Source organism: Pantoea sp. IMH, assembly GCF_000599885.1.
Lineage (GTDB): Bacteria > Pseudomonadota > Gammaproteobacteria > Enterobacterales > Enterobacteriaceae > Erwinia.
The window spans coordinates 322,965-345,624 of the sequence record NZ_JFGT01000004.1; the positions used below are offsets into that span (position 1 = coordinate 322,965).

At 55.5% G+C, this 22,660-nt stretch carries 21 protein-coding genes and 2 pseudogenes; 11 read left to right on the top strand and 12 right to left on the bottom strand.

What is annotated here, in order from left to right; all coding sequences use genetic code 11:
• Positions 1–48: 48 nt before the first annotated feature.
• A complete protein-coding gene (locus tag EA20_RS0107960) occupies positions 49–2,040 on the top strand; it encodes an autotransporter outer membrane beta-barrel domain-containing protein (RefSeq protein ID WP_024966317.1) in 1,992 nt (663 codons plus the stop codon).
• Between the two features lie 81 nt (positions 2,041–2,121).
• Here the strand turns inward: EA20_RS0107960 and EA20_RS21085 are convergent.
• Positions 2,122–2,358: pseudogene (locus EA20_RS21085) on the bottom strand (hypothetical protein); the annotation flags it as partial.
• Positions 2,359–2,360: 2 nt separating this feature from the next.
• A pseudogene (locus tag EA20_RS19575) lies at positions 2,361–3,008 on the bottom strand (NapC/NirT family cytochrome c); the annotation flags it as partial.
• A 608-nt stretch (positions 3,009–3,616) separates the two neighbouring features.
• Between EA20_RS19575 and EA20_RS0107970 the strand changes: the two are divergent.
• Together EA20_RS0107970 and EA20_RS0107980 are read left to right on the top strand one after the other, a co-directional pair.
• Positions 3,617–3,973 (top strand): hypothetical protein, encoded by a 357-nt coding sequence (locus tag EA20_RS0107970; protein ID WP_024966318.1) that lies wholly within the window; start codon positions 3,617–3,619, stop codon positions 3,971–3,973.
• Positions 3,974–4,214: 241 nt separating this feature from the next.
• Entirely contained in the window at positions 4,215–4,694 is a 480-nt protein-coding gene (locus tag EA20_RS0107980; RefSeq protein WP_024966320.1) for a type VI secretion system tube protein TssD, read from the top strand.
• 204 nt (positions 4,695–4,898) lie between these two features.
• On the opposite strand, the gene EA20_RS0107985 is transcribed toward EA20_RS0107980, so the two are convergent.
• From EA20_RS0107985 to fdnG, 5 genes are all read right to left on the bottom strand, one after another.
• Complete coding sequence (locus EA20_RS0107985; protein WP_024966321.1) at positions 4,899–5,513, bottom strand: glutathione S-transferase; 615 nt, start codon at positions 5,511–5,513, stop codon at positions 4,899–4,901.
• A gap of 74 nt (positions 5,514–5,587) precedes the next feature.
• Positions 5,588–6,514 (bottom strand): formate dehydrogenase accessory protein FdhE, encoded by a 927-nt coding sequence (gene fdhE, locus EA20_RS0107990; RefSeq protein ID WP_024966322.1) that lies wholly within the window; start codon positions 6,512–6,514, stop codon positions 5,588–5,590.
• Positions 6,514–7,164 carry a formate dehydrogenase cytochrome b556 subunit gene (fdoI, locus tag EA20_RS0107995; protein WP_024966323.1) on the bottom strand — a complete coding sequence of 217 codons (651 nt, stop codon included), beginning with the start codon at positions 7,162–7,164 and terminating at the stop codon, positions 6,514–6,516. The genes fdhE and fdoI overlap by 1 nt, the downstream gene beginning before the upstream one ends.
• Positions 7,161–8,054 (bottom strand): formate dehydrogenase subunit beta, encoded by an 894-nt coding sequence (fdxH, locus tag EA20_RS0108000; RefSeq protein WP_024966324.1) that lies wholly within the window; start codon positions 8,052–8,054, stop codon positions 7,161–7,163. Before fdxH ends, fdoI begins: the two co-directional genes overlap by 4 nt.
• Positions 8,055–8,066: 12 nt before the next feature.
• Positions 8,067–11,117: a formate dehydrogenase-N subunit alpha gene (gene fdnG, locus EA20_RS0108005; protein WP_071995394.1), complete on the bottom strand. Its 3,051-nt coding sequence runs from the start codon at positions 11,115–11,117 to the stop codon at positions 8,067–8,069.
• Positions 11,118–11,439: 322 nt separating this feature from the next.
• Here fdnG and fdhD point away from each other — a divergent pair, with 322 nt between their 5' ends.
• On the top strand, positions 11,440–12,252 hold the full coding sequence (fdhD, locus tag EA20_RS0108010; protein ID WP_024966326.1) for a formate dehydrogenase accessory sulfurtransferase FdhD: 813 nt from the start codon (positions 11,440–11,442) through the stop codon (positions 12,250–12,252).
• A gap of 200 nt (positions 12,253–12,452) precedes the next feature.
• Here the strand turns inward: fdhD and alsE are convergent, their stop codons facing one another.
• From alsE to EA20_RS0108030, 4 genes are read right to left on the bottom strand one after another with little or no spacing between them, the layout of a single operon-like run.
• Positions 12,453–13,133, bottom strand: coding sequence for a D-allulose 6-phosphate 3-epimerase (gene alsE, locus EA20_RS0108015; protein ID WP_024966327.1), 681 nt, complete (start codon positions 13,131–13,133; stop codon positions 12,453–12,455).
• Positions 13,134–13,158: 25 nt separating this feature from the next.
• Positions 13,159–14,421, bottom strand: a complete 1,263-nt coding sequence (locus EA20_RS0108020; RefSeq protein WP_024966328.1) for a PTS ascorbate transporter subunit IIC — start codon at positions 14,419–14,421, stop codon at positions 13,159–13,161.
• A gap of 28 nt (positions 14,422–14,449) precedes the next feature.
• Positions 14,450–14,716 (bottom strand): PTS sugar transporter subunit IIB, encoded by a 267-nt coding sequence (locus tag EA20_RS0108025; RefSeq protein ID WP_024966329.1) that lies wholly within the window; start codon positions 14,714–14,716, stop codon positions 14,450–14,452.
• Positions 14,716–15,174 (bottom strand): PTS sugar transporter subunit IIA, encoded by a 459-nt coding sequence (locus tag EA20_RS0108030; RefSeq protein ID WP_024966330.1) that lies wholly within the window; start codon positions 15,172–15,174, stop codon positions 14,716–14,718. Before EA20_RS0108030 ends, EA20_RS0108025 begins: the two co-directional genes overlap by 1 nt.
• Before the next feature lie 344 nt (positions 15,175–15,518).
• Between EA20_RS0108030 and EA20_RS0108035 the strand changes: the two genes are divergently transcribed.
• The 5 genes from EA20_RS0108035 (at position 15,519) to EA20_RS0108055 (ending at position 21,511) form a co-directional block, all read left to right on the top strand.
• Positions 15,519–16,544 (top strand): LacI family DNA-binding transcriptional regulator, encoded by a 1,026-nt coding sequence (locus EA20_RS0108035; protein WP_024966331.1) that lies wholly within the window; start codon positions 15,519–15,521, stop codon positions 16,542–16,544.
• 210 nt (positions 16,545–16,754) lie between these two features.
• Positions 16,755–17,372 carry a superoxide dismutase [Mn] gene (gene sodA, locus EA20_RS0108040; RefSeq protein ID WP_024966332.1) on the top strand — a complete coding sequence of 206 codons (618 nt, stop codon included), beginning with the start codon at positions 16,755–16,757 and terminating at the stop codon, positions 17,370–17,372.
• Positions 17,373–17,868: 496 nt separating this feature from the next.
• Positions 17,869–19,374 carry a sugar ABC transporter ATP-binding protein gene (locus tag EA20_RS0108045; RefSeq protein ID WP_024966333.1) on the top strand — a complete coding sequence of 502 codons (1,506 nt, stop codon included), beginning with the start codon at positions 17,869–17,871 and terminating at the stop codon, positions 19,372–19,374.
• Entirely contained in the window at positions 19,371–20,369 is a 999-nt protein-coding gene (locus EA20_RS0108050; protein WP_024966334.1) for an ABC transporter permease, read from the top strand. Before EA20_RS0108045 ends, EA20_RS0108050 begins: the two co-directional genes overlap by 4 nt.
• Positions 20,370–20,440: 71 nt before the next feature.
• Positions 20,441–21,511 carry a sugar ABC transporter substrate-binding protein gene (locus tag EA20_RS0108055; protein WP_024966335.1) on the top strand — a complete coding sequence of 357 codons (1,071 nt, stop codon included), beginning with the start codon at positions 20,441–20,443 and terminating at the stop codon, positions 21,509–21,511.
• Positions 21,512–21,831: 320 nt separating this feature from the next.
• Here EA20_RS0108055 and EA20_RS21225 read toward each other — a convergent pair whose 3' ends face one another.
• Positions 21,832–21,960, bottom strand: a complete 129-nt coding sequence (locus tag EA20_RS21225; protein ID WP_255342990.1) for a hypothetical protein — start codon at positions 21,958–21,960, stop codon at positions 21,832–21,834.
• A 161-nt stretch (positions 21,961–22,121) separates the two neighbouring features.
• Between EA20_RS21225 and EA20_RS0108060 the strand changes: the two genes are divergently transcribed.
• Complete coding sequence (locus EA20_RS0108060; RefSeq protein ID WP_024966336.1) at positions 22,122–22,346, top strand: TraY domain-containing protein; 225 nt, start codon at positions 22,122–22,124, stop codon at positions 22,344–22,346.
• Entirely contained in the window at positions 22,330–22,596 is a 267-nt protein-coding gene (locus EA20_RS0108065; protein ID WP_024966337.1) for a type II toxin-antitoxin system RelE/ParE family toxin, read from the top strand. Before EA20_RS0108060 ends, EA20_RS0108065 begins: the two co-directional genes overlap by 17 nt.
• The last annotated feature ends 64 nt before the right edge of the window (positions 22,597–22,660 follow it).

The following is a 22,660-nucleotide window of genomic DNA, read 5'->3' on the forward strand; positions in this document are numbered from 1 at the left end:
AACGATACAAACATCTTGCCTTATTTGCGCGCTTATCCGGAGTCTTTCATGTCAAAGAAACGCATAACGCACCGTGTGGCCTTTGGGGCGGTGTGGATCGCCAGTTCGCTCTGTGCCGTCGCGCCCGCCGCTGGCTGGGAACGGCTCTACGTGTTTGGTGACAGCCTGAGCGACAGCGGTAATAACGGTCGCTACACCTGGGATAGCGACCGGCAGCCGCTCTATGATGAAGTGCTGGCCGCGAGGATCAATCAGTCTCTTCGCCCGTCTGATGCTGGCGGGACCAACTATGCGGCCGGAAGTGCGGTGGCCGTTCCGCAGCTCAATCCTGTCGATAACAGTGCCGATCAGGTGGCCGCCTGGCTCAGGTCGAACGGCGGAAAGGCGGAGGCTGATGGGCTGTATATTCACTGGATTGGCGGCAATGACCTGGCTGCCGCGGCGCTCAATCCGCTGAACGCGGATGAGATTGTCAGCGGCAGCGCGTTTGCGGCGGCCAGTCAGGTCAGAACGCTGCTGGCGGCCGGGGCGGATACGGTGATTGTGCCGACCGTCCCGAACGTGGGGGCGACGCCAGCGTTGCTGGAAGCGGTGATACAGATAGGACTGGCGCCGGTAGCAACGCCGGCGCTGGCCGCCGCCTTTCAGTCGCTGAGCGGGCAGAGCACACTCACGCCGGAGTCGCGAAACAGCGCGATTCGTGAGGCGCTTTATGCCGCGACAGGCGAACTCAGCAGCGTGGAGGCGATCCGCCAGCTGGCCGCTGCGCAGCTTTATCAGGCCTGGGAGGCGCTCAGCGAGCAGGCGGCAGCGCTGACCGACAGCTATAACCAGCAGCAGGAAAACGGGCTGGCGCAGCTTCGCGGTAATATTGTGCGCGTGGACGTCAATGGACTGTTCAGGGAGGTGCTGAACGATCCGGCCCGTTACGGACTGACCAATACGGCGGGAATGGCCTGTCCTCCCGGCGTTTCCGCCGCTGACTGCACCTCGGATATGGCTGGCTTCTCCGGGAGTCAGGCTTATTTGTTTGCCGATCGCCTGCATCCGGGGCCGGCAACGCATCTGCTGATTGCTGACTATATCCAGTCGGTGCTGGACGCGCCTGCACAGGCGGTGGCGCTTAATCAGGCCACGCTTGCGATGTCACGGGATGCGAGAGCGACGCTGGACAGCCGGCTTCAGCAGCAGCGGCATGGGGATAACCCACAGGGATCGCTCAGCGTGTACGGCGGCTATGCCGGACAGCACTACGACTATGCGGATAACCGGACGGCGGGCGAAGGTAACGCCACCACCCATAATCTGACGCTGGGCGTGGATTATCAGCTCACCGACGCCTGGCTGGTCGGCGCCCTGATCTCCGGCTCTGACGACAACCAGCATCCCACACCGCGCTACGACTATAAAATGCGCGGCTGGCTGGCGTCAGCCTACAGCGAACTGACGCTCTTTGAGCAGGGCTGGATAAACGCAGACGTGCAGTTCGCCTCGGTAAATTATGAGGATATCAGACGCAGCGTCGTGCTGGGTCCGGCAACGCGCACCGAAAAAGGTGAAACGGAAGGTACCCAGGTGGGCGGCCGCGTGACGGCGGGCTGGGATATCCCGGTGGGATCGCGGGTAACGACAGGGCCGGTGGTGCAGTATGCGCTGGATTACAGCTCGGTAAACGGCTATCAGGAGCAGGGCGAAAGCAGTACCGCGATGCGCTTTAACGATCAGAACGCTCATTCTCAGATCGGTACCGCGGGCTGGCGGGTCGATTCCCGCTTCGGCTGGATCAACCCCTGGGCAGAGGTCACCTATAACCACCAGTTTGGCGATAACGTCTGGCGGGCTGGCGGCGGACTGAAATCGACGCAAACCTCCTTTACGCGGGAGGTGGCCGGACAGGACAGCGACTGGATGAACGTTTCGGTCGGTGCGCATGTCCCGCTGGGAGAGACGGTCTCCGCTTTTGCGTCAGCCTCACAAACGGGCGGTCTGAGCTCCGGCGAGCAGTTTATGTATAACCTCGGCATCAGCGCGCAATTTTAATCCGTATTCTTTACGTCACGGCGGCATAAAAGGGAGGTTTATGCCGCCGTTAACTGAGCCTGAAGCGCCTGGCTGGCGGGATCAGGCTGCGCCGTGTGGAACGCTATGCGCGCTGTTGACCGGTGCCTCTCCCTGAAACCGTTCGATATCCAGCTGCGCCATATGGCCACAATTTCCCTGCGCCAGCTGGGAGGAGCCGATATCAAAGGTCAGGCAGTTAACATTGCCATTTTTGCACAGCGTGCCGGGCTGGGTGGGATCGGCAGGGTCGTACCACGCCCCTTCGCTGATGCGCACCACGCCGGGCCGGATATCCTCAAAGGTTGGGTATGAATAGCATAAAGCGTGCCTGACGCTGCGGTCGTCGCGGCGGCAAGCGTTGCCAGCTGGCCTGCTCCGGCAGCGTTACGCTCACGCATATCCGGCAGAATATGTGCCACGCCACGATGGCAGTCGATGCAGGTATCGCCCGCTTTGATCGCCACAGGGTGAGCCTTACGCGCCTCTGGCCGCTGCGCCAGAATATCCATCGCGTCGTAGCTGTGGCAGCTGCGGCAGGTGGCTGAGTCGTTGGCCTTCAGGGTCTTCCAGACGGATTCCGCCATCGCCAGCTTGTGCGCATTGTATTGCTCTTCGGTAGCGATCTTTCCGGTAAGTTCGCCGTAAATATCTTTTACTGCACCTATTTTGGTGGTCAGATACGCCAGTGGCTGACCGGGTATATGGCAATCGGCGCATTCGGCACGGATACCGGCATGATTTTGATAGTGTATGCTCCCCTGATACTCCGCCATCGGCCTTTCCATACTGTGGCAGGAGACGCAAAAGGCAGTATCACTGGTTTTATGCAGAAGAGTGACGCTGCCTGCCACGGCGAGCAGCCCAATCACTATTCCCAGTAAAATCAGCGCTATCCCGCGCCATCCCCGGAGCCATCTGAAGCGGCCCCCTTTCCTGAGTGAGTCCATAACTGCTCCTGTATTCCCGTTTTTCTCGTTTTTATAAAAAGCAGCCCGTTATCCCACACAAGCTGAGAGGTTTTTTTGTGGTTAATCAATATGAAGGTGATGCCTGCCACTAAAGGAGTAAAAATGCGAAGCGCGTCGGGCGGGAGGATGTTTTCAGGGAAGGCAATGACAGTGAGGCGGAAACGCATGCTAAAAATAAATTCAGATGATTTTTATTACCCGAATTCTTTGCAAATGCATACAGATTGACGTTGATCGAATTACTGCATTTATTAACGCGAAGACGTTAAACGCGCTTCTAAACTGACTTCATGAGAAGAGAAAAGCACCTTTGCCTGATACGTACACAGAATCTTTTTCAGTAGCCACCATGTCTGCTTTTAACGTATTGGATAATTAGCTATGCACTTGTGCTGGAAGAAACCGAATATGGTGCGATCAATTTTAAAAATAAAAAAAGAACAGATTTATATACCTTTCGTATTTTAAACTAAGCGGGTATGATGAGCGAAAAGGAATAGTCATTAGCACGGAGCATTAAAACCTACTTTGAAGAAATATTTAAATACAAGACATCCGATCAAATAGACCATATTAAACAGAAACTCATGGCTGTAAATATCCATATTGCCGCAAACTACCTCACAAACGCCGGGTTCACTTTAGCAGCAGCATCGTCCGTCGCCCTCGGCATGAATCTGAATCTTGAAATCAGCGCACTGGCAGGCGGATGGGCTGCAAGGGGAATCGCGACGGCTGGCATCTATGGCGTCGTTCAGAAAGCAGCAGATAGTGCCCATCGCCTTTACGTCACTTACCCCTCCTATTACGCGGCACTATATGCGCAAGAATTGGAAATGATGTATTTCCTGTTAGAGCCATTTTTTGAGCGGGCTAAGGCGCTTAAAGCAGAGTGGGCATCAGATAGTGATATTGCAGACATCATCGCCAGGATGATTCGATAACCATGATAAATTTAATCAAAAGATTCTTTAAGAGAATGTTCAAATCATTATTTTCGATGTACGGCCCCGCATTACTCACGCTCGTGTTCGCAGTCGTCCTGGTGCAATTTTTCCCTGATGGACCTTTATGGCCTGTACCTATATTTCTCTTATTCATGCTGGTTATATTTGGTCGCTATGTGAAATGGTGAAATTCTGAAATATGACGTTCTCTGGAATTTATTTATAAGGAAATAATAGTATGTGCACACCCGCGCATTTATGGCTTGAAGATGAAAACGGTTCTCCAGTTGTCGGTAGTTGTATGATGCCGCTGCGTTTAGGCTCCATTGAGCTAAAGTCATTCTCTCACGGCGTGACCATTCCCGTTGATCCTCACTGGGGAAAACTTACCGGCACGCGTATCCACCGTCCTGTGGTGATAGTTAAGGAGTTTGACCAGACCTCGCCCGTTCTGTACCGCGCCGTTTGCGAAGGTCGTACAATGAAAAAAGCCACGCTCAAAATGTATCGCATCCTTGAGTCGGGCATTGAGGCTGAATATTTCAATATCATCCTCGAAAATGTCAAAATCACTACGGTTTCTCCCTATCTTGCCTCCAACGGGCTAAGCAGCACGCATCTGGAAACGCTGGAAATGCGTTATGAAGCGATCGTCTGGAAGTATACGGAAGGGAATATTATCTACCGTGATACCTGGAACGATCGCGCGACGGCATAATGCCTGTCATGACACGGCGCGACATCAGGGATGTTGGGGATGAACGGAAACGGCGCTTAAAACAGAACTGCGTGTTTTTGTCACTTTTGATGACTTCTGCCGATGCCGGGCCTGACCTCTCTAAACGTCGTAAAGGGTGGGCGGCAGCTTTGCAGACAGCCGTGACCGCCTGTAAATCAGCGGCCACGATGGTGGAAGGCAGGATCAGGACTCAGGCTGTGGAGGAACGGTCCGGGCAAAACTTTCGCGGGCAAACATCTTATCCGCCAGTTTGACCAGCGCCGGACGCCCGACGCACCAGTTAGGCACCACGCGGCGAAAGTTCAGGAAACCGATCAGACAGGCGGTGGCGATATCGGCCAGATTAAGGGTGTCGCTGTTCAGCAGCGTGCCCTGCGCCGCCTCTTTTTCCAGCGCGTCCAGACCGCGCAGAATTTTCTCACGCTGGCGAATAATCTGCTCTTCCATCTGTAATTCCGGCGGACGCATGCTTTCACGCACCAGAATGACGGCGGCATCGCCAATCCCATCTGCCAGCGCCTCCAGCTGCAGCACTTTTAACGCGGTCAGTTTATCTTCCGGCAGCAGCGACGGCGTCAGGCCTTCCAGCTCAAGCCTGGCGGCAATAATGTGTGATTCATACCAGGTGCCATCCGCCATCTCCAGCGCCGGGATTTTACCCAGCGGGTTGTAGTGCGGAACCGGGCTGTCGCTGGTCCAGGGTGAGGCGTTAATAAATTCAAACGTCTGGCCCTTTTCGAGCAGGATCACCGAAATCTTGCGTACAAAAGGACTGGTATAACTGCCCACTAACTTCATGCCACATTCTCCCCTGAAGGCCGGTCAGTCCAGCCTGCTGCAATAGTAAAGGCGGAGGTGCCTCCGCCCTGTTGTTACTCTCCCGGAAACAGGAAAGGGTTAAGGCTGCTGCGGGAAAAGCCTTCCTGCTCCATGCGGGCATCCAGCACCAGCGAAGCAAGGTCATCAGCGACCGGCTCCACCGCCGGATCTTTCTCCTGATAAAGCATTTTCAGATAGGTGCCGCAGTCGCCGCAGCTTTCAGTCTTGATGGGCGCCGTTTCGCTGTCCAGTGACCAGTAATGTAAATCACGCGTCTGTTCACAGTTACTGCATTTGGACCGCACGACGTGCCACTCGCTCTCGCACAGATTACAGTGCAGATAGCGTAAACCGCCATTTTCCATGCCCATATGGATGGTGCTGGAAACCGGTACGCTGCCGCAAACCGGGCAGAACTGCCGCTGTTCACCGTATTCAGCGCGGGCTTTACCGGGGATCAGCGCCGCCATCTGTGCCCAGTAAACGGAGAGCGCCGCCCAGATAAAGGGCGATTTATCGCTGCTGACCTGGGCAAAATCATTATTAAACAGCGCCTCCGCCATTGCCTCCAGTTCCGGCGCGGAGGCCTTCTCCAGATTTTCCAGCACCGCCAGCGCCTGGCCGGACATCTCCGGCTTCATTTCAGCAATGAGGGAATGCAGCAGCCGCTGCCAGTGCGGATCGCGCGGCAGCGTATGGATATCCAGCGGCGGCTTGCCAAGAGGGGCGGTCTCCACCAGACGGGCGTAGAGATCCATCTGCAACGGGTGATCGTAAAGCACGATCTCCTGAGCGCTGGCGACCACGGCGGCAAAGCGCAGATAGTCGCCCAGCGGATTTTTATCGGCCAGCTGCCGTAGTCGCGCGGCGCGGCGGCTGTATAAATTTTTCAGCCTGGGGAAAAGTAACGGCGGAATCATCTCCGCCGTTGTTTTGTCGCTTTTCTCCAGCTGTTCCTGCGGGATTATGCGAATAGTCATCAGGGACGTTTTTCCTGTTGTTTCGGGCGGCTCTGCTGTTCGCGAACGGCACGATACCAGCGCGGATGGTGCTTTTCCGCCCACGCGGCCGGCACCCAGCCTTCCACCATCGCGGTAATGGTTCCCTTCACCCAGAGTGCGGCGTAGACGTGAACCATAATAACGATGATTAAAGCCACCGCCGAAACGGAGTGCACAACCAGCGCAAGGCGAATAACCGGGATGGCAAAGGCATCGGCAAACCAGGGGCGCCAGATGACAATGCCGCTAGCCAGCAACAGCAATAAGCTGAAGATAGCTGCCCAGAATACGCACTTCTGTCCGAAATTATAGCGCCCGGTATCGCCCACTTCCTCGTTCAGGGCAATTTTATGGATATTCTTTGCCCAGATCAGGTCTTCGCGGTCGACCAGGTTATGTTTCCAGTAGCGGAAAAACATCAACAGGAAGGCGATAAACATCACCACGCCCACGTAAGGATGCAGCAGGCGCGCCAGCTGCGGCGTGCCCAGCACGTTCATCAGCCAGTTCAGCGAGGGAAAGAAAAATCCCAGTCCGCTGAAGGCGGCAAAGATAAAGCAGAGCGCCACGATCCAGTGATTAATGCGCTCCGGGGCGCTGTAGCGTTGAATACGATCGCGCTTTTTCATTTTTCCTCCTCCTTGCCGTGCTGCTCATCTTCCTCTTCCACCCGGTTTGGTCCGACGCCGACATAATGGAACAGACTGGCGGCGAAGGTTGCCGCAAAGCCTACGGCGGCCAGCGGTTTCCAGATCCCTTTCCAGAAAGTGACCGCCGGACTGATCTGAGGATCCACTGGCAGGCCGTGGTAAAGCTGCGGCTTGTCCGCGTGGTGAAGAACATACATCACGTGCGTCCCGCCCACACCTTGTGGATCGTACAGCCCTGCATGGTCGTAGCCGCGGCTTTTCAGTTCGCTGATGCGCTCCGCCGCCAGCTGCTTCATATCCGCTTTGCTGCCAAAGTGGATAGCGCCGGTCGGGCAGGTTTTAACGCAGGCCGGTTCCTGGCCGACGCTGACGCGATCGACACAGAGCGTACATTTGTAGGCGCGGTTATCGTCTTTATTCAGCCGGGGAACGTTAAAAGGGCAGCCCGCAATGCAGTAGCCGCAGCCAATACAGTGCTCCGACTGGAAGTCCACGATGCCGTTGGCGTACTGAATAATGGCCCCTTCCGCCGGGCAGGCTTTCAGACAGCCCGGATCGGCGCAGTGCATACAGCCATCCTTACGGATAAGCCACTCCAGCCTGCCGTTCTCCTCCACCTCAGAGAAACGCATCACCGTCCAGGATTTCGCGGTCAGATCGAGCGGATTGTCGTAAACCCCGGCGTTGTAGCCCACCTCATCCCTGATGTCGTTCCATTCTGAACAGGCGACCTGGCAGCCCTTGCAGCCGATGCAGGTGGTCACGTCGATAAGCTTCGCCACCTCCTGCTGATGGTTACGGGCCTGCGGAGCGGGCGTGAAGCCGTTTGTCGCGGAGCGACGGATAATGTCTTGTGATTGATAAGTCATAATCGGTCTCCGTTACACCTTTTCCACGTTAACCAGAAACGCCTTGAACTCGGGCGTCTGCGCATTGGCATCGCCCACCGACGGGGAGAGGGTATTGGCTAAAAAGCCCTTACGCGCTGCGCCTTCGAAGCCCCAGTGGCAGGGAATACCGATGGTGTCCACCGCTTTGCCATCAATGGTCAGCCTTTTCAGTCGCTTAGTCACGACCGCCTTCGCTTTGATGTAGCCGCGTTTTGAGCTGACTTTCACGCTGTCGCCTGCCTGAATACCTTTCTCTTCGGCCAGCTGGCTGCCGATTTCGACAAACTGCTCCGGCTGAGCGATGGCGTTCAGCAGCGCGTGTTTGGTCCAGTGGCGGAACAGCTCGGTAATCGAGTACGTTGTGGCAACAAAGGGGAAGTCGTCGGCGCGTCCCAGCGCGGCCGCATCGCGTTTGAAAAGCCGCGCCACCGGACTGTAGATCGTTTCCGGATGCAGCGGATTTGTGCCGGTCGGGCTCTCTGAGGGCTCGTAGTGCTCCGGGAATGGCCCATCGGCGAGTTTATCCGGCGCGTAGAGATGACCCAGCCCGTCAGGCAGCATGATAAACGGCCCGGCGTTTTTCTCTGGCGCTGCGGTGATGGGGTAGTCCGGAACGTCGATACCTTCCCAGCGCTGACCGGTCCACTCAATCAGCTTGCGCTTCGCATCCCAGGCTTTCCCCTGCGGATCGGCGGAGGCGCGGTTATACATGATGCGGCGGTTGAGCGGCCATGCCCACGCCCAGTTGTTGATCGCACCTAATCCTGATGGATCGGCATTATCGCGACGCGCCATCTGGTTACCTGCTGCCGTCCAGCTTCCGCAATAAATCCAGCAGGCGCTGGCGGTGCTGCCATCATCGCGCAGCTGGGCGAATGAGCTGAGCTGCTCGCCTTTTTTCAGCACAAGCTTGCCCTGTTCATAAAAGATATCGGTCAGCGCGCTGCCGTTATTCTCGCGGGCAACTTCTTCCGGCGCGGGTGATGAGGGATCGCTGTAGTCCCACTGCATCGCCAGCAGGGGTTCCGGCGCAACGCCGCCTTCCTGCCGGTAAAGCTCGCGCAGGCGCAGAAAGATATTCCCCAGAATTTTACCGTCATGCAGGGCTTCGCCTGGCGGATTAGCCGCGGCCCAGTGCCACTGCAGACAGCGGGCGGAGTTCGCCACCGATCCTTCCTCTTCAGCAAAACAGGAGGAGGGCAGCCGGAACACCTCCGTCTGGATGCTGGCCGGGTCCACGTCGTTGAATTCGCCATGATTCTGCCAGAAGCTGGCGGTTTCGGTGCTGAGGGGATCAATGACCACCATATATTTCAGCTGCGAAAAGGCGCGGAACGCTTTGTTTTTATCAGGGAAGGCGGCAAGCGGATTAAAGCCCTGGATGAGGTAACCGTTAAATTTCCCCTCAACCATCATGTCGGCCTGGGTCAGACAGTCATAATTCTTGTCCCATTTCGGCAACCAGTCGAAGCCCCAGCTGTTCTCCTTCTGCGCCTTGTCGCCATAGAAGCTTTTCAGCAGGCTGACGGCAAATTTTGAGGTGTTCTGCCAGTAGTTCACCTGATCGGGCAGCAGGGAGACAGGTGTTGTCTGCTGCAGCCAGCTCTCCAGCGTGGTTTGCTTTTCTGAAGGCAGCGTCAGATACCCAGGCAGGCTCTGTGAGAGCAGGCCGAGATCGGTAAAGCCCTGCACGTTTGAGTGGCCGCGCAGCGCGTTGATACCGCCGCCGATCATACCGATGTTGCCCAAAAGCAGCTGTATCATGGCGGCAGTGCGGATAACCTGTGCACCGTTAGTATGATGCGTCCAGCCCAGCGCATAAAGAATGCTCGTGGTCCGGTCAGGCGTGCTGGTGGAGGCGAGATGCTGACAAACGTTCAGGAAATCGTCTTTTGCCGTACCGCAAAGCCGGCTTACCATCTCCGGCGTGTAGCGGCTGGCGTGCGCCTTCAGCAAATTCCAGACGCAGCGGGGGTGAGTCAGCGTCTCGTCGCGGCGCGCAAAGCCCTGTTCATCCCGTTCATACTGCCAGCCTGCCTTATCATAGGAGCGCGTCTCTTTATCGTACCCGCTGAACAGACCTTCGCTGAAACTGTATCCTTCGCCGACGATAAGCGTGGCGTTGGTATAAGCCTTTACATACTCATGCTGCACACGATCGTGTTCAAGCAGATAGTTTACGATGCCCATCAGGAAGGCGGCATCGCTGCCGGCACGGATCGGCGCATAGAAATCTGCCGTAGAGGCCGTGCGGTTGAAGCGGGGATCGACAACCAGAATTTTCGCCCGGTTGTGCTTTTTCGCCTCCATCACCCACTTAAAACCTACCGGGTGCGCCTCTGCCGGATTGCTGCCCATAATCAGGATCACATCGGCATTTTTAATGTCGGTCCAGTTATTGGTCATGGCACCACGACCAAAGCTGGGCGCCAGGCCCGCCACGGTGGAGCCGTGACAGAGCCTTGCCTGGTTCTCAAGCGCCAGCATGCCCAGCGCGCGGGCAAATTTCTGATCGAGCAGGCCGGTTTCGTTGCTGGCCGCCGAGGAACAGAGCATTCCGGTAGTTAACCAGCGGTTAACCGTGGTGCCCTGCGCGTTTTTCTGCTGAAAGTTGGCATCGCGATCGTCCTTCATCAGACGCGCAATGCGGTTAAAGGCGTCATCCCAGCTGATGCGTTGCCATTTATCTGAACCGGGCGCGCGGTATTCGGGATACTTCAGCCGCTGCTCGCTGTGGATAAAGTCCAGCACGCCAGCCCCTTTCGGACAGAGTGAACCGCGGCTCACCGGATGGTCCGGATCGCCTTCGATATGGTAAATCGAGGAGGTCACATTCTTTGCGCCATCGCCCAGGCTGTAAATCAGCATGCCGCAGCCGACAGAACAATAGGTACAGTTGTTACGGGTTTCTTTGCTGCGGAGTAGTTTATATTCGCGGGTCGATCCTGAAGCAGTCAGCGGGGTAAAACCGAGTAAAGCTAAAGAGGTTCCTGCCATGCCGCCTGCACAGATCTTAAAAAAGCTACGTCTGTTCATTTGCATTTTTTTGCTCACATTCCTTTCCTGGAAGCGCGCAAAATAGCAGCCTGTGGCGGGCCTGATTTGACAGTCATCAATAAACAGGACGTTAGTCAGCAAATTTTTAACAATTTAACCACTTCGGAGTAGCTTTTATCAGACATGACATTACATTCCCGGTGCGTAGGCTGCCGGCCGCCGGGAGTAAGGGCTTATTCCGCCATTAAGGACACTATTTATTTTTGCGGTGAGGCGGACAGAGGTTCAGAATTACGGCCATGTATACTGGCCGTGCTGAAAAACGATGACTGATATCCCGGTGCGGTATGACGGATGGTGAAACGTAATGAAAAGCAGTGAGAACAGAGAAGCATTACCGGGAGTAAGCCGGGCGCAGGTAACGCAGCGCGGGGCGCTGGGCGAACCTCAGGATGACTGGCTGGCGGAGGAGGTGCCGGTTGCGCTGGTCTATAACGGTATTTCTCACGTAGTAATGATGGCGACGCCAAAAGATCTGGAGGCGTTCGCCATCGGCTTTTCGCTCTCAGAAGGCATTATCGCGTCGCCTGCCGATATCTACGGCATTGATATTCACTCCTCCTGTGGCGGCATTGAAGTGCAGGTGGAGCTCTCCAGCCGTCGTTTTATGGGCCTGAAGGAGCAGCGACGCGCCATGGCCGGACGCACCGGCTGCGGCGTCTGCGGCGTTGAGCAGCTTGCTGAAATCGGCAAACCGATCGTACCGCTGCCCTTTACCCAGACCTTCGATCTGGCAACGCTGGATATTGCGCTTAACCAGTTAAAAAGTTTTCAGCCGGTTGGACAATTGACCGGCTGCACCCATGCCGCGGCATGGATAACGCCTGAAGGTACGCTTGCCGGTGGCTGCGAGGATGTGGGCCGCCACGTGGCGCTGGATAAGCTGCTGGGCCTGAGAAGCGGTCAGCCAGAGTGGCAGCAGGGCGCGGTGCTGGTTTCCAGCCGGGCGAGCTATGAGATGGTGCAGAAATCCGCCATGTGCGGCGTGGAGATCCTGTTTGCCGTTTCCGCCGCCACCAGGCTGGCGGTTGAGGTGGCTGAGCGCAGCAACCTGACGCTGGTCGGGTTCAGCAAGCCCGGACGCGCCACGATCTATACGCATCCGCAGCGGCTGGTTTAAAGCATCACATTTTTGACAGCCAGTGTGTCGGGAAAACACGCCAGCCCCAGATTGGTGGCAAACGTCAAGGGACGGGGAATAAAGCGTCCCGCGGCAGGAGAACGCGGGACGCTTTGACAGGGAGTGATGCTTTTACCCCTTTACGGGCAATCTCTTTTTCCGGCACAGATAGTTAGTCAACAAAACCGGCCAGCCTGTTTCTATGCAGCGGTCGTTTCACGACTGAAGTTAGCTTCCATTTTTGCCCACGCCTCGTTCATCTCTTCCGCAAGGCTGAACAGTCCGGAAGTCCCGACGATAAATACTTCCACGCCCGACGCCGCAATCTGTTTAAAGGTGCGGGCGTTACAGGAGCCATCAATTTCGGTCAGATAATGCCAGCCATGCTGTTCGCGCATCCGGATTAGCTGACGAATTTTATCCAGCGTTTGTGGAATAAATTGCTGACCGGCAAAGCCGGGATCGACAGACATTACCGTCACTTTATCCAGCAGATGAGCATATTCATTAATCGCTTCCGCTGGCGTGGCCGGATTCAGCACCACGCCACACCGCCTTCCTGCCGCTTTAATTTGCATCAGCAGACGAAATATTTTGTTATTCGCCGTCTCGGGATGAAAGCTGATAATATCGGCACCGGCATCAATACACATCGGGATAATATCTTCCGGATGATTCACCATCAGATGCACATCAATGGGCACATCAGTTATTTTCCGCAGATTTTCAATAAAGAAGGGCGACAGTGTAATATTTCTCACATAGCTGCCGTCCATAATATCCACGTGATAAAACGCGGCTCTATTATTCATCGCCTCTATCTGTTCACGAAAGCGGGTTAAATCCATACACATCAGTGAAGGTGAGAATTTTGCATTCATATGATTTTCCTGTGCTCAGGCAGCCTTAGTGAAAGAGCGCAATCAGCTTGCCGAGGATAATGCCGATAACGCCAAAGTCCGCATCGCCAAAGGTGGTGGCGGCAAAGCCCAGATCGCCCATCAGCGGCAGCAGAATGGCGGGCAGGAAAGAGATCAGCAATCCCTGTACAAAGGCCCCGATCATTGCGCCGCGCCGCCCGCCGGTAATATTGCCGTAGACGCCGGCCGTGGCACCGCAGAAGAAGTGCGGCACCAGCCCCGGCACGATGACGCTCAGGCCAAACAGCGGACAGAGGAACATGCTGAGCAGGCCAGCGGCAAAGCTGCATAAAAAGCCGATAATCACCGCGTTGGGCGCGAAAGGGAACACCGTCGGACAGTCGAGCGCCGGTTTGGCATCTTTCACCAGCTTGTCCGCAATACCTTTAAAGGCGGGAACAATTTCCGCGATGACCATGCGTACGCCCGCCAGGATGATATAAACGCCAGCCGCGAAGGTGATGGCCTGAATAATGGCGAACACCAGAAAATTCTGCCCGTCGCTTACCTGGCTTTCGGTAAATGTTTTGCCGGCAATCAACACCAGCGCGACAAACAGGATCATCATCGTCAGCGAAATGGCCACGGACGAGTCACGCAGGAAATTCAGCGATTTAGGTACTTTCAGCTCTTCGGTCGAGGGGCTGCCTTTCCCCACCATTTTACCGACCAGCGCTGCCAGCAGATAACCGGTAGAGCCAAAATGGCCCAGCGCCAGATCGTCAGAATGGGTAATTTTGCGCGTAAAGGGTTGCAGAATCGCTGGCGAGATCACCATCATCGCGCCGAGAATCAGCGATCCGGTGGCCACCAGCCAGAAACCGCTAAAGCCGCCAACCGAGAGAATAACAGCCAGCATCGCGGACATATAAAGCGTGTGATGGCCGGTCAGGAAGATATATTTCAGTGGCGTAATCCTTGCCAGTAAAATATTAATCACCATGCCGAATACCATAATCATCGCGGTGGCGGTGCCGTAGTTTTTTTGCGCCAGCGCCGCCATCGCATCGGTATTAGGCACCACGCCCTGGATATTAAATGAATGCTCAAACAGCTGGCTGAAGATGGTCAGCGTCGTGGCAATTAAATTGGCACCGGCAATCAGAATTAAAAACCCCATGATGGTTTTCAGCGTGCCGGATATCACTTCTGAAAACGATTTTTTCTGTAGTAATGAGCCGATAAGTGAAAAAAGGCCGACCAGTATGGCAGGCGTTCCGAGAACGTCTTTAATCATAAACTGAAGCATAAACGACTCCGTGCGTAGCGCCGCGTGTTTATAAATGTTCGGCCAGGATAGCTTTAATTCTGGCGTTATCCAGCAGATTGCTCAGGCCAAATACCTGTGCACTGTGATCGGCAAGGAGATCGGCAATATCCTGCGCGCTTAATATCAGGTCTGCTGACTCTGAGCGGGCAGTGGCCAGATCCGTATGGCTGACTTCTGCGGTTTTACCCAGCTCGGTGAGAATTTTTTTAACGTTCATTTCGACAATAAAACTGCTACCTAAACCATTTCCACAAACAATCAGCACTTTTTTCATCAGGTTTTCTCCGGGGAGGCGTCGTTAATAGCAGCCTGTATGGCTGGCAGAGTGGTTGCCGTCAACAAATGTTGCAGGCGTGTTTCGTCGCTGAACAGTTCAGCCAGCTCGCTAATCATTTTGATGTGTTCTTCTCCCGAGACGGCGCACAGCATGATCACTGTATAAACAGGATCGTTTTCCGCGCTGCCGAAACTGACGCCCTGACGGATATTCAGCAGCGACAGCGCATTCTTTTGTGCCCCGTCTTCGGGGCGGGCATGCGGCATGGCCAGGCCCGGCGCGAGTACGTAATAGGGGCCAAGCTCGGCATGAGAGCGCAAAATGGCTTCAACGTATTGCGGTGTAACAGCCTGCTGCGCCAGCAGCGGGGCGGCCGCCTGGCGAACGGCATCCTGCCAGTGGCCGACGCTTTCGGTGACATGAATGTTTCCAGCTTTAAGCCAGTCTGACAGCATAATCTCTCTCCGGTGATTGCCCGATGCCCTGCACTGTAGGCGGTTTTCTGACCCCTTTTCCGTGATTATTGTCGCAAAAGTTAGCGCTAACATGGATATTGTTAAATTCTGTGTTATCGCTAACATTTTCAGCGCGCCATCGTGGCACGGCGCTAGAAATCTGGCAGATTGCGTTTAAAAACGGACTCGGGAGGAAGGTTAGCGGACGATAGCTACGGACGTCGTTACCGGACACCTTTCTGCGCCGCCTCGCAGAACCGCATAAAGGGGCTATTTAACATGGCGCGACCGGGCATTTGGTTTTAAGCTGCGTCCAGTTGAAACAGCGGTCTGCAGGAGAATTCATGGCAGAGAAACGGCGGCGCAGTACCGGGAAAAGTACGCTGGCCGATGTTGCACGTCTGGTCGGCGTCAGCGCAATGACGGCCTCGCGCGCATTACGGATGCCGGAAAAGGTTTCTACCGATATTCGTGAAAAAATTGATGCGGCGGTAGCCGAGCTGGGCTACGTGCCAAACCTCCAGGCAAGCAATCTGGCTTCAGCGTCATCGCGGCTGATTACCATGGTGGTTCCCTCCTTTGCCACGCCGGGCTGCGCCATCGTGTCGGAGGCCTTGCAGGAAATGCTGCGGCCGCAGGGGTATAACATGATGCTGGCGGAAGCCAACCATTCTGCCGCGGGCGAGAGCGAGCTGATCGAGATGCTGCTCTCTTATAATCCTGCCGCCATGGTGCATTTCAATTTTGATAATGCCGAGGCGGCGCACCGGCTGCTGAGTCACTCCGGCCTGCCGGTCATCACTATTGGCGGCGTGCATCAGGATTCAGCGGGCGTCAGTATCGGCATCGACTATGCCAAAGCGCTTCGGCAGCTGGTGCAGGCTCTGGTGGAAAAAGGCTATCGCCATCCCGCTCTGCTCTGCACGCAAACCAGCAACACCATATTCAGCCAGCTGCTGAAAGGCTGGCACAGCGGAATGCTGGCGCACAATCTGTCGCCGCACCGGGTAGTGACGTCGCCGCAGCCGTCCGGCTTTGCGACCGGTCATGCGCTGCTATCAGATATTCGTCTGACCTGGCCTGAAATCGACGTATTGATTTGCACGACGGATGAGGTGGCCTGCGGGGTGGTAATGGCCTGCCATGCGGCGGGGATTGATGTCCCGAGCCAGCTGGCAGTTGCCAGTATTGGTGGCGGTCACCTTTCCGCCGTCTGCTCACCGCCGCTGACGACGGTGATATTGCCCTACGCCGAAATGGGCAGGCTGGCCGGCAGGCGCCTGCTGGCGGCCCTGCAGGGAGAAGAGCCCGTCGCCTTGAACGAACTGCCGTTCACTCTGACGCTCCGTGCCAGCACGGGAAAAGGCTGAAAAACGAACCGCAGAGTTATCGCCGTCAACTGGCCGGAGGGCCTGTTCTGTTTCGTTCAGGCCTGTACAATCAGATTGTTAGTAATAGCCTTATCAACACCGGGGCATTGATAACCCTTTTCCAGATCATTAATTTAACTATAATGATCCAACTGCTTACGCAGCACTCCATCGGGACGTGCTGCCCAAAAACCAATGGAGATGATGAACATGAGTTATTCACTACCATCCCTGCCTTACGCATATGATGCACTGGAACCCCATTTCGACAAGCAGACGATGGAAATCCATCACACCAAACACCACCAGACCTACGTCAACAACGCGAACGCCGCGCTGGAAGGCACCGAATTCGCTGACCTGCCGGTTAACGAACTGATCGCTAAACTGGATCAGGTTCCTGCAGACAAAAAAACCGTGCTGCGCAACAACGCTGGTGGCCACTCTAACCACAGCTTCTTCTGGGAAGGCCTGAAAACCGGCACCACCCTGAGCGGCGATCTGAAAACCGCCATCGAAAAAGATTTCGGCAGCGTTGACGCATTCAAAGCGGAATTTGAAAAAGCGGCAGCAACCCGTTTCGGTTCAGGCTGGGCGTGGCTGGTTAAAAAAGGCGACAAGCTGGCTGTTGTCTCTACCGCAAACCAGGACAGCCCGCTGATGGGTGAAGCGATCGCCGGTGCTTCCGGTACGCCAATCATCGGTCTGGACGTGTGGGAACACGCCTACTACCTGAAGTACCAGAACAAACGCCCTGACTACATCAAAGCGTTCTGGGAAGTGGTTAACTGGGATAAAGCAGCAGAGCTTTTCTCCGCAGCGAAATAATTCCCGCGTGATATCACGATGCTAAGCCGGCGATCTGTTCGCCGGTTTTTTTTATATCTGCATATGCACAATCCCGCAGGCGGGTTTGCTGTAATGCGCGCAGGCTTCCCGTTTTTAACAGGCTTTGGCATGCGCGGAACCGTAGTATTGCCGGAGAACTGGCTCACAACAACCATCAGCCAACATCAGCCATCAATCGCTAACCACCAGCGATCGGCCAGCAATTATCAATGCGTTATCGTCAGCCATTATCCCTCCAGCCCATCGTTTAACGCCGCCTTTTCGTCGTCATGCCGTATGAAATGCTGGCTATCGCGATCCTTCCCGATGTTTCTGCCAACTGGCGTCTTCAGGACAGTTATAACCGCTTAAGTGTCTGGATGTCTGGATGGCTAATAACGTTTTGTGGTAGCGTAGCGTCTTACGTTCGTGGTCAGCCTGGCCCGGGCCTGAAAAGATGGCCGTACACTCCTTTACTGACCTGAGAATTTTGCCCATGACCGCGATAAATCGCCTCGATATGCGTCAAATCGCCATCGCTTTTGGCGGTTTTAACGCGCTTAACGGCGTGGACTTCAGCCTTGAAGGCGGCTCCGTTCATGCGCTGACCGGCGCTAACGGCGCGGGCAAATCGACGCTGATGGCCGTGCTGTCCGGCGCGCATCATCACTACAGCGGCGATATCCTGCTTGATAACCAGCCGGTTGCCATTCGTTCTCCCCGGGATGCAAAACAGCTCGGCATTCATCTGGTGCAGCAGGAAGTGGATGTGGCGCTGATACCGGGCTTAAGCGTGGCGGAAAACATCATGCTGGATCGGCTGGCTGAGGGCGGGCAGATTTGCCACTGGCGCGAGATGCGACAGCAGGCCAGATCGCTGCTGGCGCAGCTGGACGTGAATCTGGATGTCCGCCGTCGCGTCGAACGCTGCACGCTGGCCGAAAAACAGCAGATCCTGCTGGCCCGCGCGCTTTCCCACCATTGCCGTTTTTTAATTCTGGATGAACCCACCGCGCCGCTCGATCAGCATGAAAGCGAACGCCTCTTTACCGTGGTACGGCAGCTACAGCGCAACGGGATCGGCGTGGTATTTATTTCTCACCGTATTCACGAACTGCGGGAAATCTGCGATCGGCTGACGGTTCTTCGCGATGGATATCTGGTTGAAACCGGCCCCATGGCCGCGCTCAGCGGCGAACAGATCGTTGAGAAAATGCTGGGGCATCAGCTTGAGGATATCTACCCGCCGCGCCGTCCGGCTTTCAGTCACGAAAAGCTGCTGGAAGTGGAGGGGCTGTACGATGAACATCTGCTGCAAAATATCTCCTTAACGCTACGCAAAGGCGAAATTCTGGGCATTGCGGGGCTGGCCGGTGCCGGCAAGACCGAGCTGTGTAAGGCGCTGTTTGGCGTCAGCCGTAGCCAGATTGCGCGTGGCGAACTGCACGGAAAAAGCTGGAAACCCACTTCGCCGCACGCGGCGGTGGAAAACCGCATGGCGCTGATCCCGGAAGAGCGGCGCAAAGAGGGCATATTTATCGACGAGTCGGTGGCGATGAACCTCAGCGTGACCGCGGACAACAGTTTTTCACGCTGGAGCCTCTTTGGTCATCGTCAGGCGTGGCGCTGGGCAGAGCAGATTATCCAGAAGCTGGGCGTCCGCACCACCGGCCCGCAGCAGACGCTGCGTCGCCTGTCGGGCGGCAACCAGCAGAAAGTGGCGATTGGCAAATGGCTGCGTAACGACGCAGACGTGCTTATTTTTGACGAGCCGACCAAAGGCGTCGATATCAAAGCCAAAACGGATCTTTTTGTGCTGATCGATGGGCTGGCGCGGCAGGGGAAAGGCGTGATCTACGCCTCCGGCGAATTTGCCGAGCTGGTTGGCCTGTGCGATCGCATTTGTGTGCTCTGGGACGGACGCATTGTGGCCGAAATGGATGCACAACACATCGATGAAGAAACGCTTTTACTTTATTCCACCGGAGGAACCCCTGCGTGAGCAGCAAAGAACTTTCCCTTAAGGGGGCGCCTTCCATGCGTCACCAGCTGTTTGAATTTCTCTACAAATGGGGGATGTTGCTGACGGTCGTGGCGCTGATTGCGGCATTCGGCCTGGCGTCTGACAGCTTCCTCGATCCCAATAATATTCTGAATATCCTGCGCTCAATTGCCATCGTCACGGTGATTGCCGTGGGCGTCTCGATTTCGCTGACGGTGGGCGGTTTCGATCTCTCGGTCGGCTCGACGGCTTCGCTGGCCAACTCGCTGGTGATCTCGCTGTTCGTCTGGTACGGCTTCGGCTCTACTCAGGCGATTGTGATCACGCTGCTGCTCTGTACGCTGGTCGGGCTGTTTAACGCGTTTCTGATCGTTGTCCTGAAAATTCCCGACATGCTCGCCACTTTAGCCAGCCTGTTCGTCGTCCAGGGTGTGGCTATGACCTACAGCTTTGGCGGCTCTATTACCGAGAATATGGTGCTGCCAAGTGGCGATATGGCGGAAGGGACGATCCCGGCGGGATTCTCACTGCTGGGCCAGGTGCCGACCATCGTTATTATTATGCTGGTGGTGACGGTGGTGGTGCAGATTGGCCTGTCGCTGACTAAACATGGACGCCGTATGTACGCCATCGGCGGCAATCCGGAAGCGGCGCGCCTTTCGGGTATCCGCACCAATCGCTACCGTGTGCTCGCGTATGTGCTGGCGTCTCTGCTGGCCGGGCTGGGCGGCATACTGCTGGCCTCACGCATCGGCTCTTCGCAGGTTAACGCCGGCGGCGGCTATCTGATGGACGCCGTGGCGGCCGCCTGGATCGGGCTTTCGCTGGCCGGTGCCGGGAAGCCCAACGCGCTGGGCACGCTGCTGGGTGCCGTCATCCTTGGCGTGCTGCAAAATGGTCTGGTCATGCTTTCCGTTCCCTATTACGCCATGGATATTATTAAAGGCTTAGTCCTCGCGCTGGCGCTGGCGATTACCTATATCCAGCGCCGCTAAAGGCCTGAGCAGAGAAACAGAACAGACAACCGGCGCGAGCCGCTTATTACGTTGACAGGGTACCCATAACAATGAAAAAACTGACACCATCGCTGCTGGCTATCAGCCTGCTTATCGCGGCACCTGCCTTTGCTGACGTTGCCGCTGCCATACCGGCGGCTATCGCCAGTCACGACGGCCCGGTACGCATCGCGGTAATCCGCAATCTGGGCTCCGACGACAACACCACGCAGTTTGTAGCGGGGGCGATCCAGGAAGGGCGCAAGCTGGGCTTTAAGGTCAGCACCTTTCTGAGCAATGGCGACGACGCCCGCTTTCAGGATTTTGTGAACCAGGCCATCAGCCAGAAATATGATGGCATCATCCTCTCCCACGGCAAAGATCCTTACGCCACCGATCTGGTGAAGCGCATCGCTGCGGCAGGCATCAAAGTTGCCGTCTTCGATACGCCGGTGAATCAGACGGTGGAAGGCGTGACCGTCACGGCGCAGGACGATGCTTCTCTGGCGCAGCTTTCTCTCGATCAATTGCTGAAGGACACCAACGGCAAGGCCAATATCGTTAAGCTGTGGGTGGCGGGTTTCCCGGCGATGGAGCGCCGCCAGGTGGTCTATGAAAACGTGCTGAAGGCCAATCCCGGCATTCATCAGTTGGAGTCCGTCGGCGCTGTATCTTCCGATGTGCAGGGCGATACGGCCAACAAAATTGGCGCGATTCTGGCCAAATATCCGAAAGGCAAAATTGACGCGATTTGGGCCTCCTGGGATGCGTTTGCGCAGGGTGCCTATAAAGCGTTACAGGAGAATGGCCGCACCGAGATCAAGCTCTACAGCATCGACGTTTCCAATCAGGATTTACAGCTGATGCACCAGGAAAACAGCCCCTGGAAACAGACGGTGGCGGTGGACAGCAAGCTGATTGGCGCCATCAATATGCGCCTGGTTGCCAATAAAATTGGCGGCGAAACCACACCTGCCACTTACCAGTTTAAGGCTTCGGCGATCTCTCAGGCGCAGCTGGCCAGTGAGGCGGGCGCGGTCAACGTTGCCAGCCTGAACAAAATCATTCCAGGATGGGGAGAGTCTCCTGATTTTGTCGCGCCCTGGTTTGCCACGCTGCATGAGAAATATGCGAAAAAGTAACTGCACCTGTCAACGTCGCGTATAAAACCCGCCAGTGCGCTGAGGAATTCCCATCAATCAGCGCCAAAGGGCCAGAAACAGGGCCGACACTGCTATTTTGTTTAACACTGGCTGTCATTCACCGGGCTGCATAGCTATGCAGCCCGGTAAAATTTATCAGGTGCGTTTCCGATGTTTTCCCGGGTTTTAAGGCTGCTCTTTTACTCAGGAGACACCGGAAACGCCGTCAGTGCTGTTCTGGCGGGGCGCGCAACAGATGTTATAGTAAATTCGCCCGGGTGGCGGGTAAAAAAAGCCCCGGGGGGCTTTGGGATAATGGCCTATTTTCCTGAGGATTTACTGGGTTTCAATTTATCATTATTTCCCGGGGTTTTTTTATTATCGCGTTGGCGTTGATCAGGTTGCCCTGTTGATTCGGCAATTCTTTTAGGACCAGGTTTAAGAGCCATGACAGATATCCTTTTAGCGTTTAGGAGGAAAGCCCTCTAACTGTATATCTCAACAGTAAGCAGGTTATCAATAGGTATGGATAGATTGTTTTTTGTCCTTTGATTGGAGCTGTTGTATAGTGTGATATACACGTATAGCGATTGTAATTCAGGAGGTCTGCATGCTGGCTATCAGATTATCTGATGAGATTGAGGCACGTCTGGACTCGCTGGCAAAAAAAACCGGCAGAACAAAGACGTTCTATGCGCGGGAAGCGATACTGGCGCATCTGGAAGACTTGGAAGATTATTACCTTTCAGCAGAAACTGTGACACGCGTTCGCCGTGGTGATGAGCCTGTGCATTCGTCTGAAGACGTGAGGAAGTCACTTGGTCTGGACGATTAACTATTCCGACCGGGCGCTCAAATCGTTACGTAAGATGGACAAGCAAAACGCGCGACGGATTGTGGATTTTATGGATTTACGCATTGCCGTTGCCGCCGATCCCCGTCAGTCAGGGAAGCCGCTCAAAGGTGAGCTGGGCGAGTTCTGGCGTTATCGGGTCGGTGATTATCGTATCCTGTGTGAGATCAGGGACGACGAGCTGGTTATTCTAGCGGCCATCATCGGCCATCGACGTGAAGTCTACGACTGAAGCCCGCTATGTGGGCTTTTTTATGCGCGGCGTGCATCGAGATGTCATGTTTAATCCGGATAGC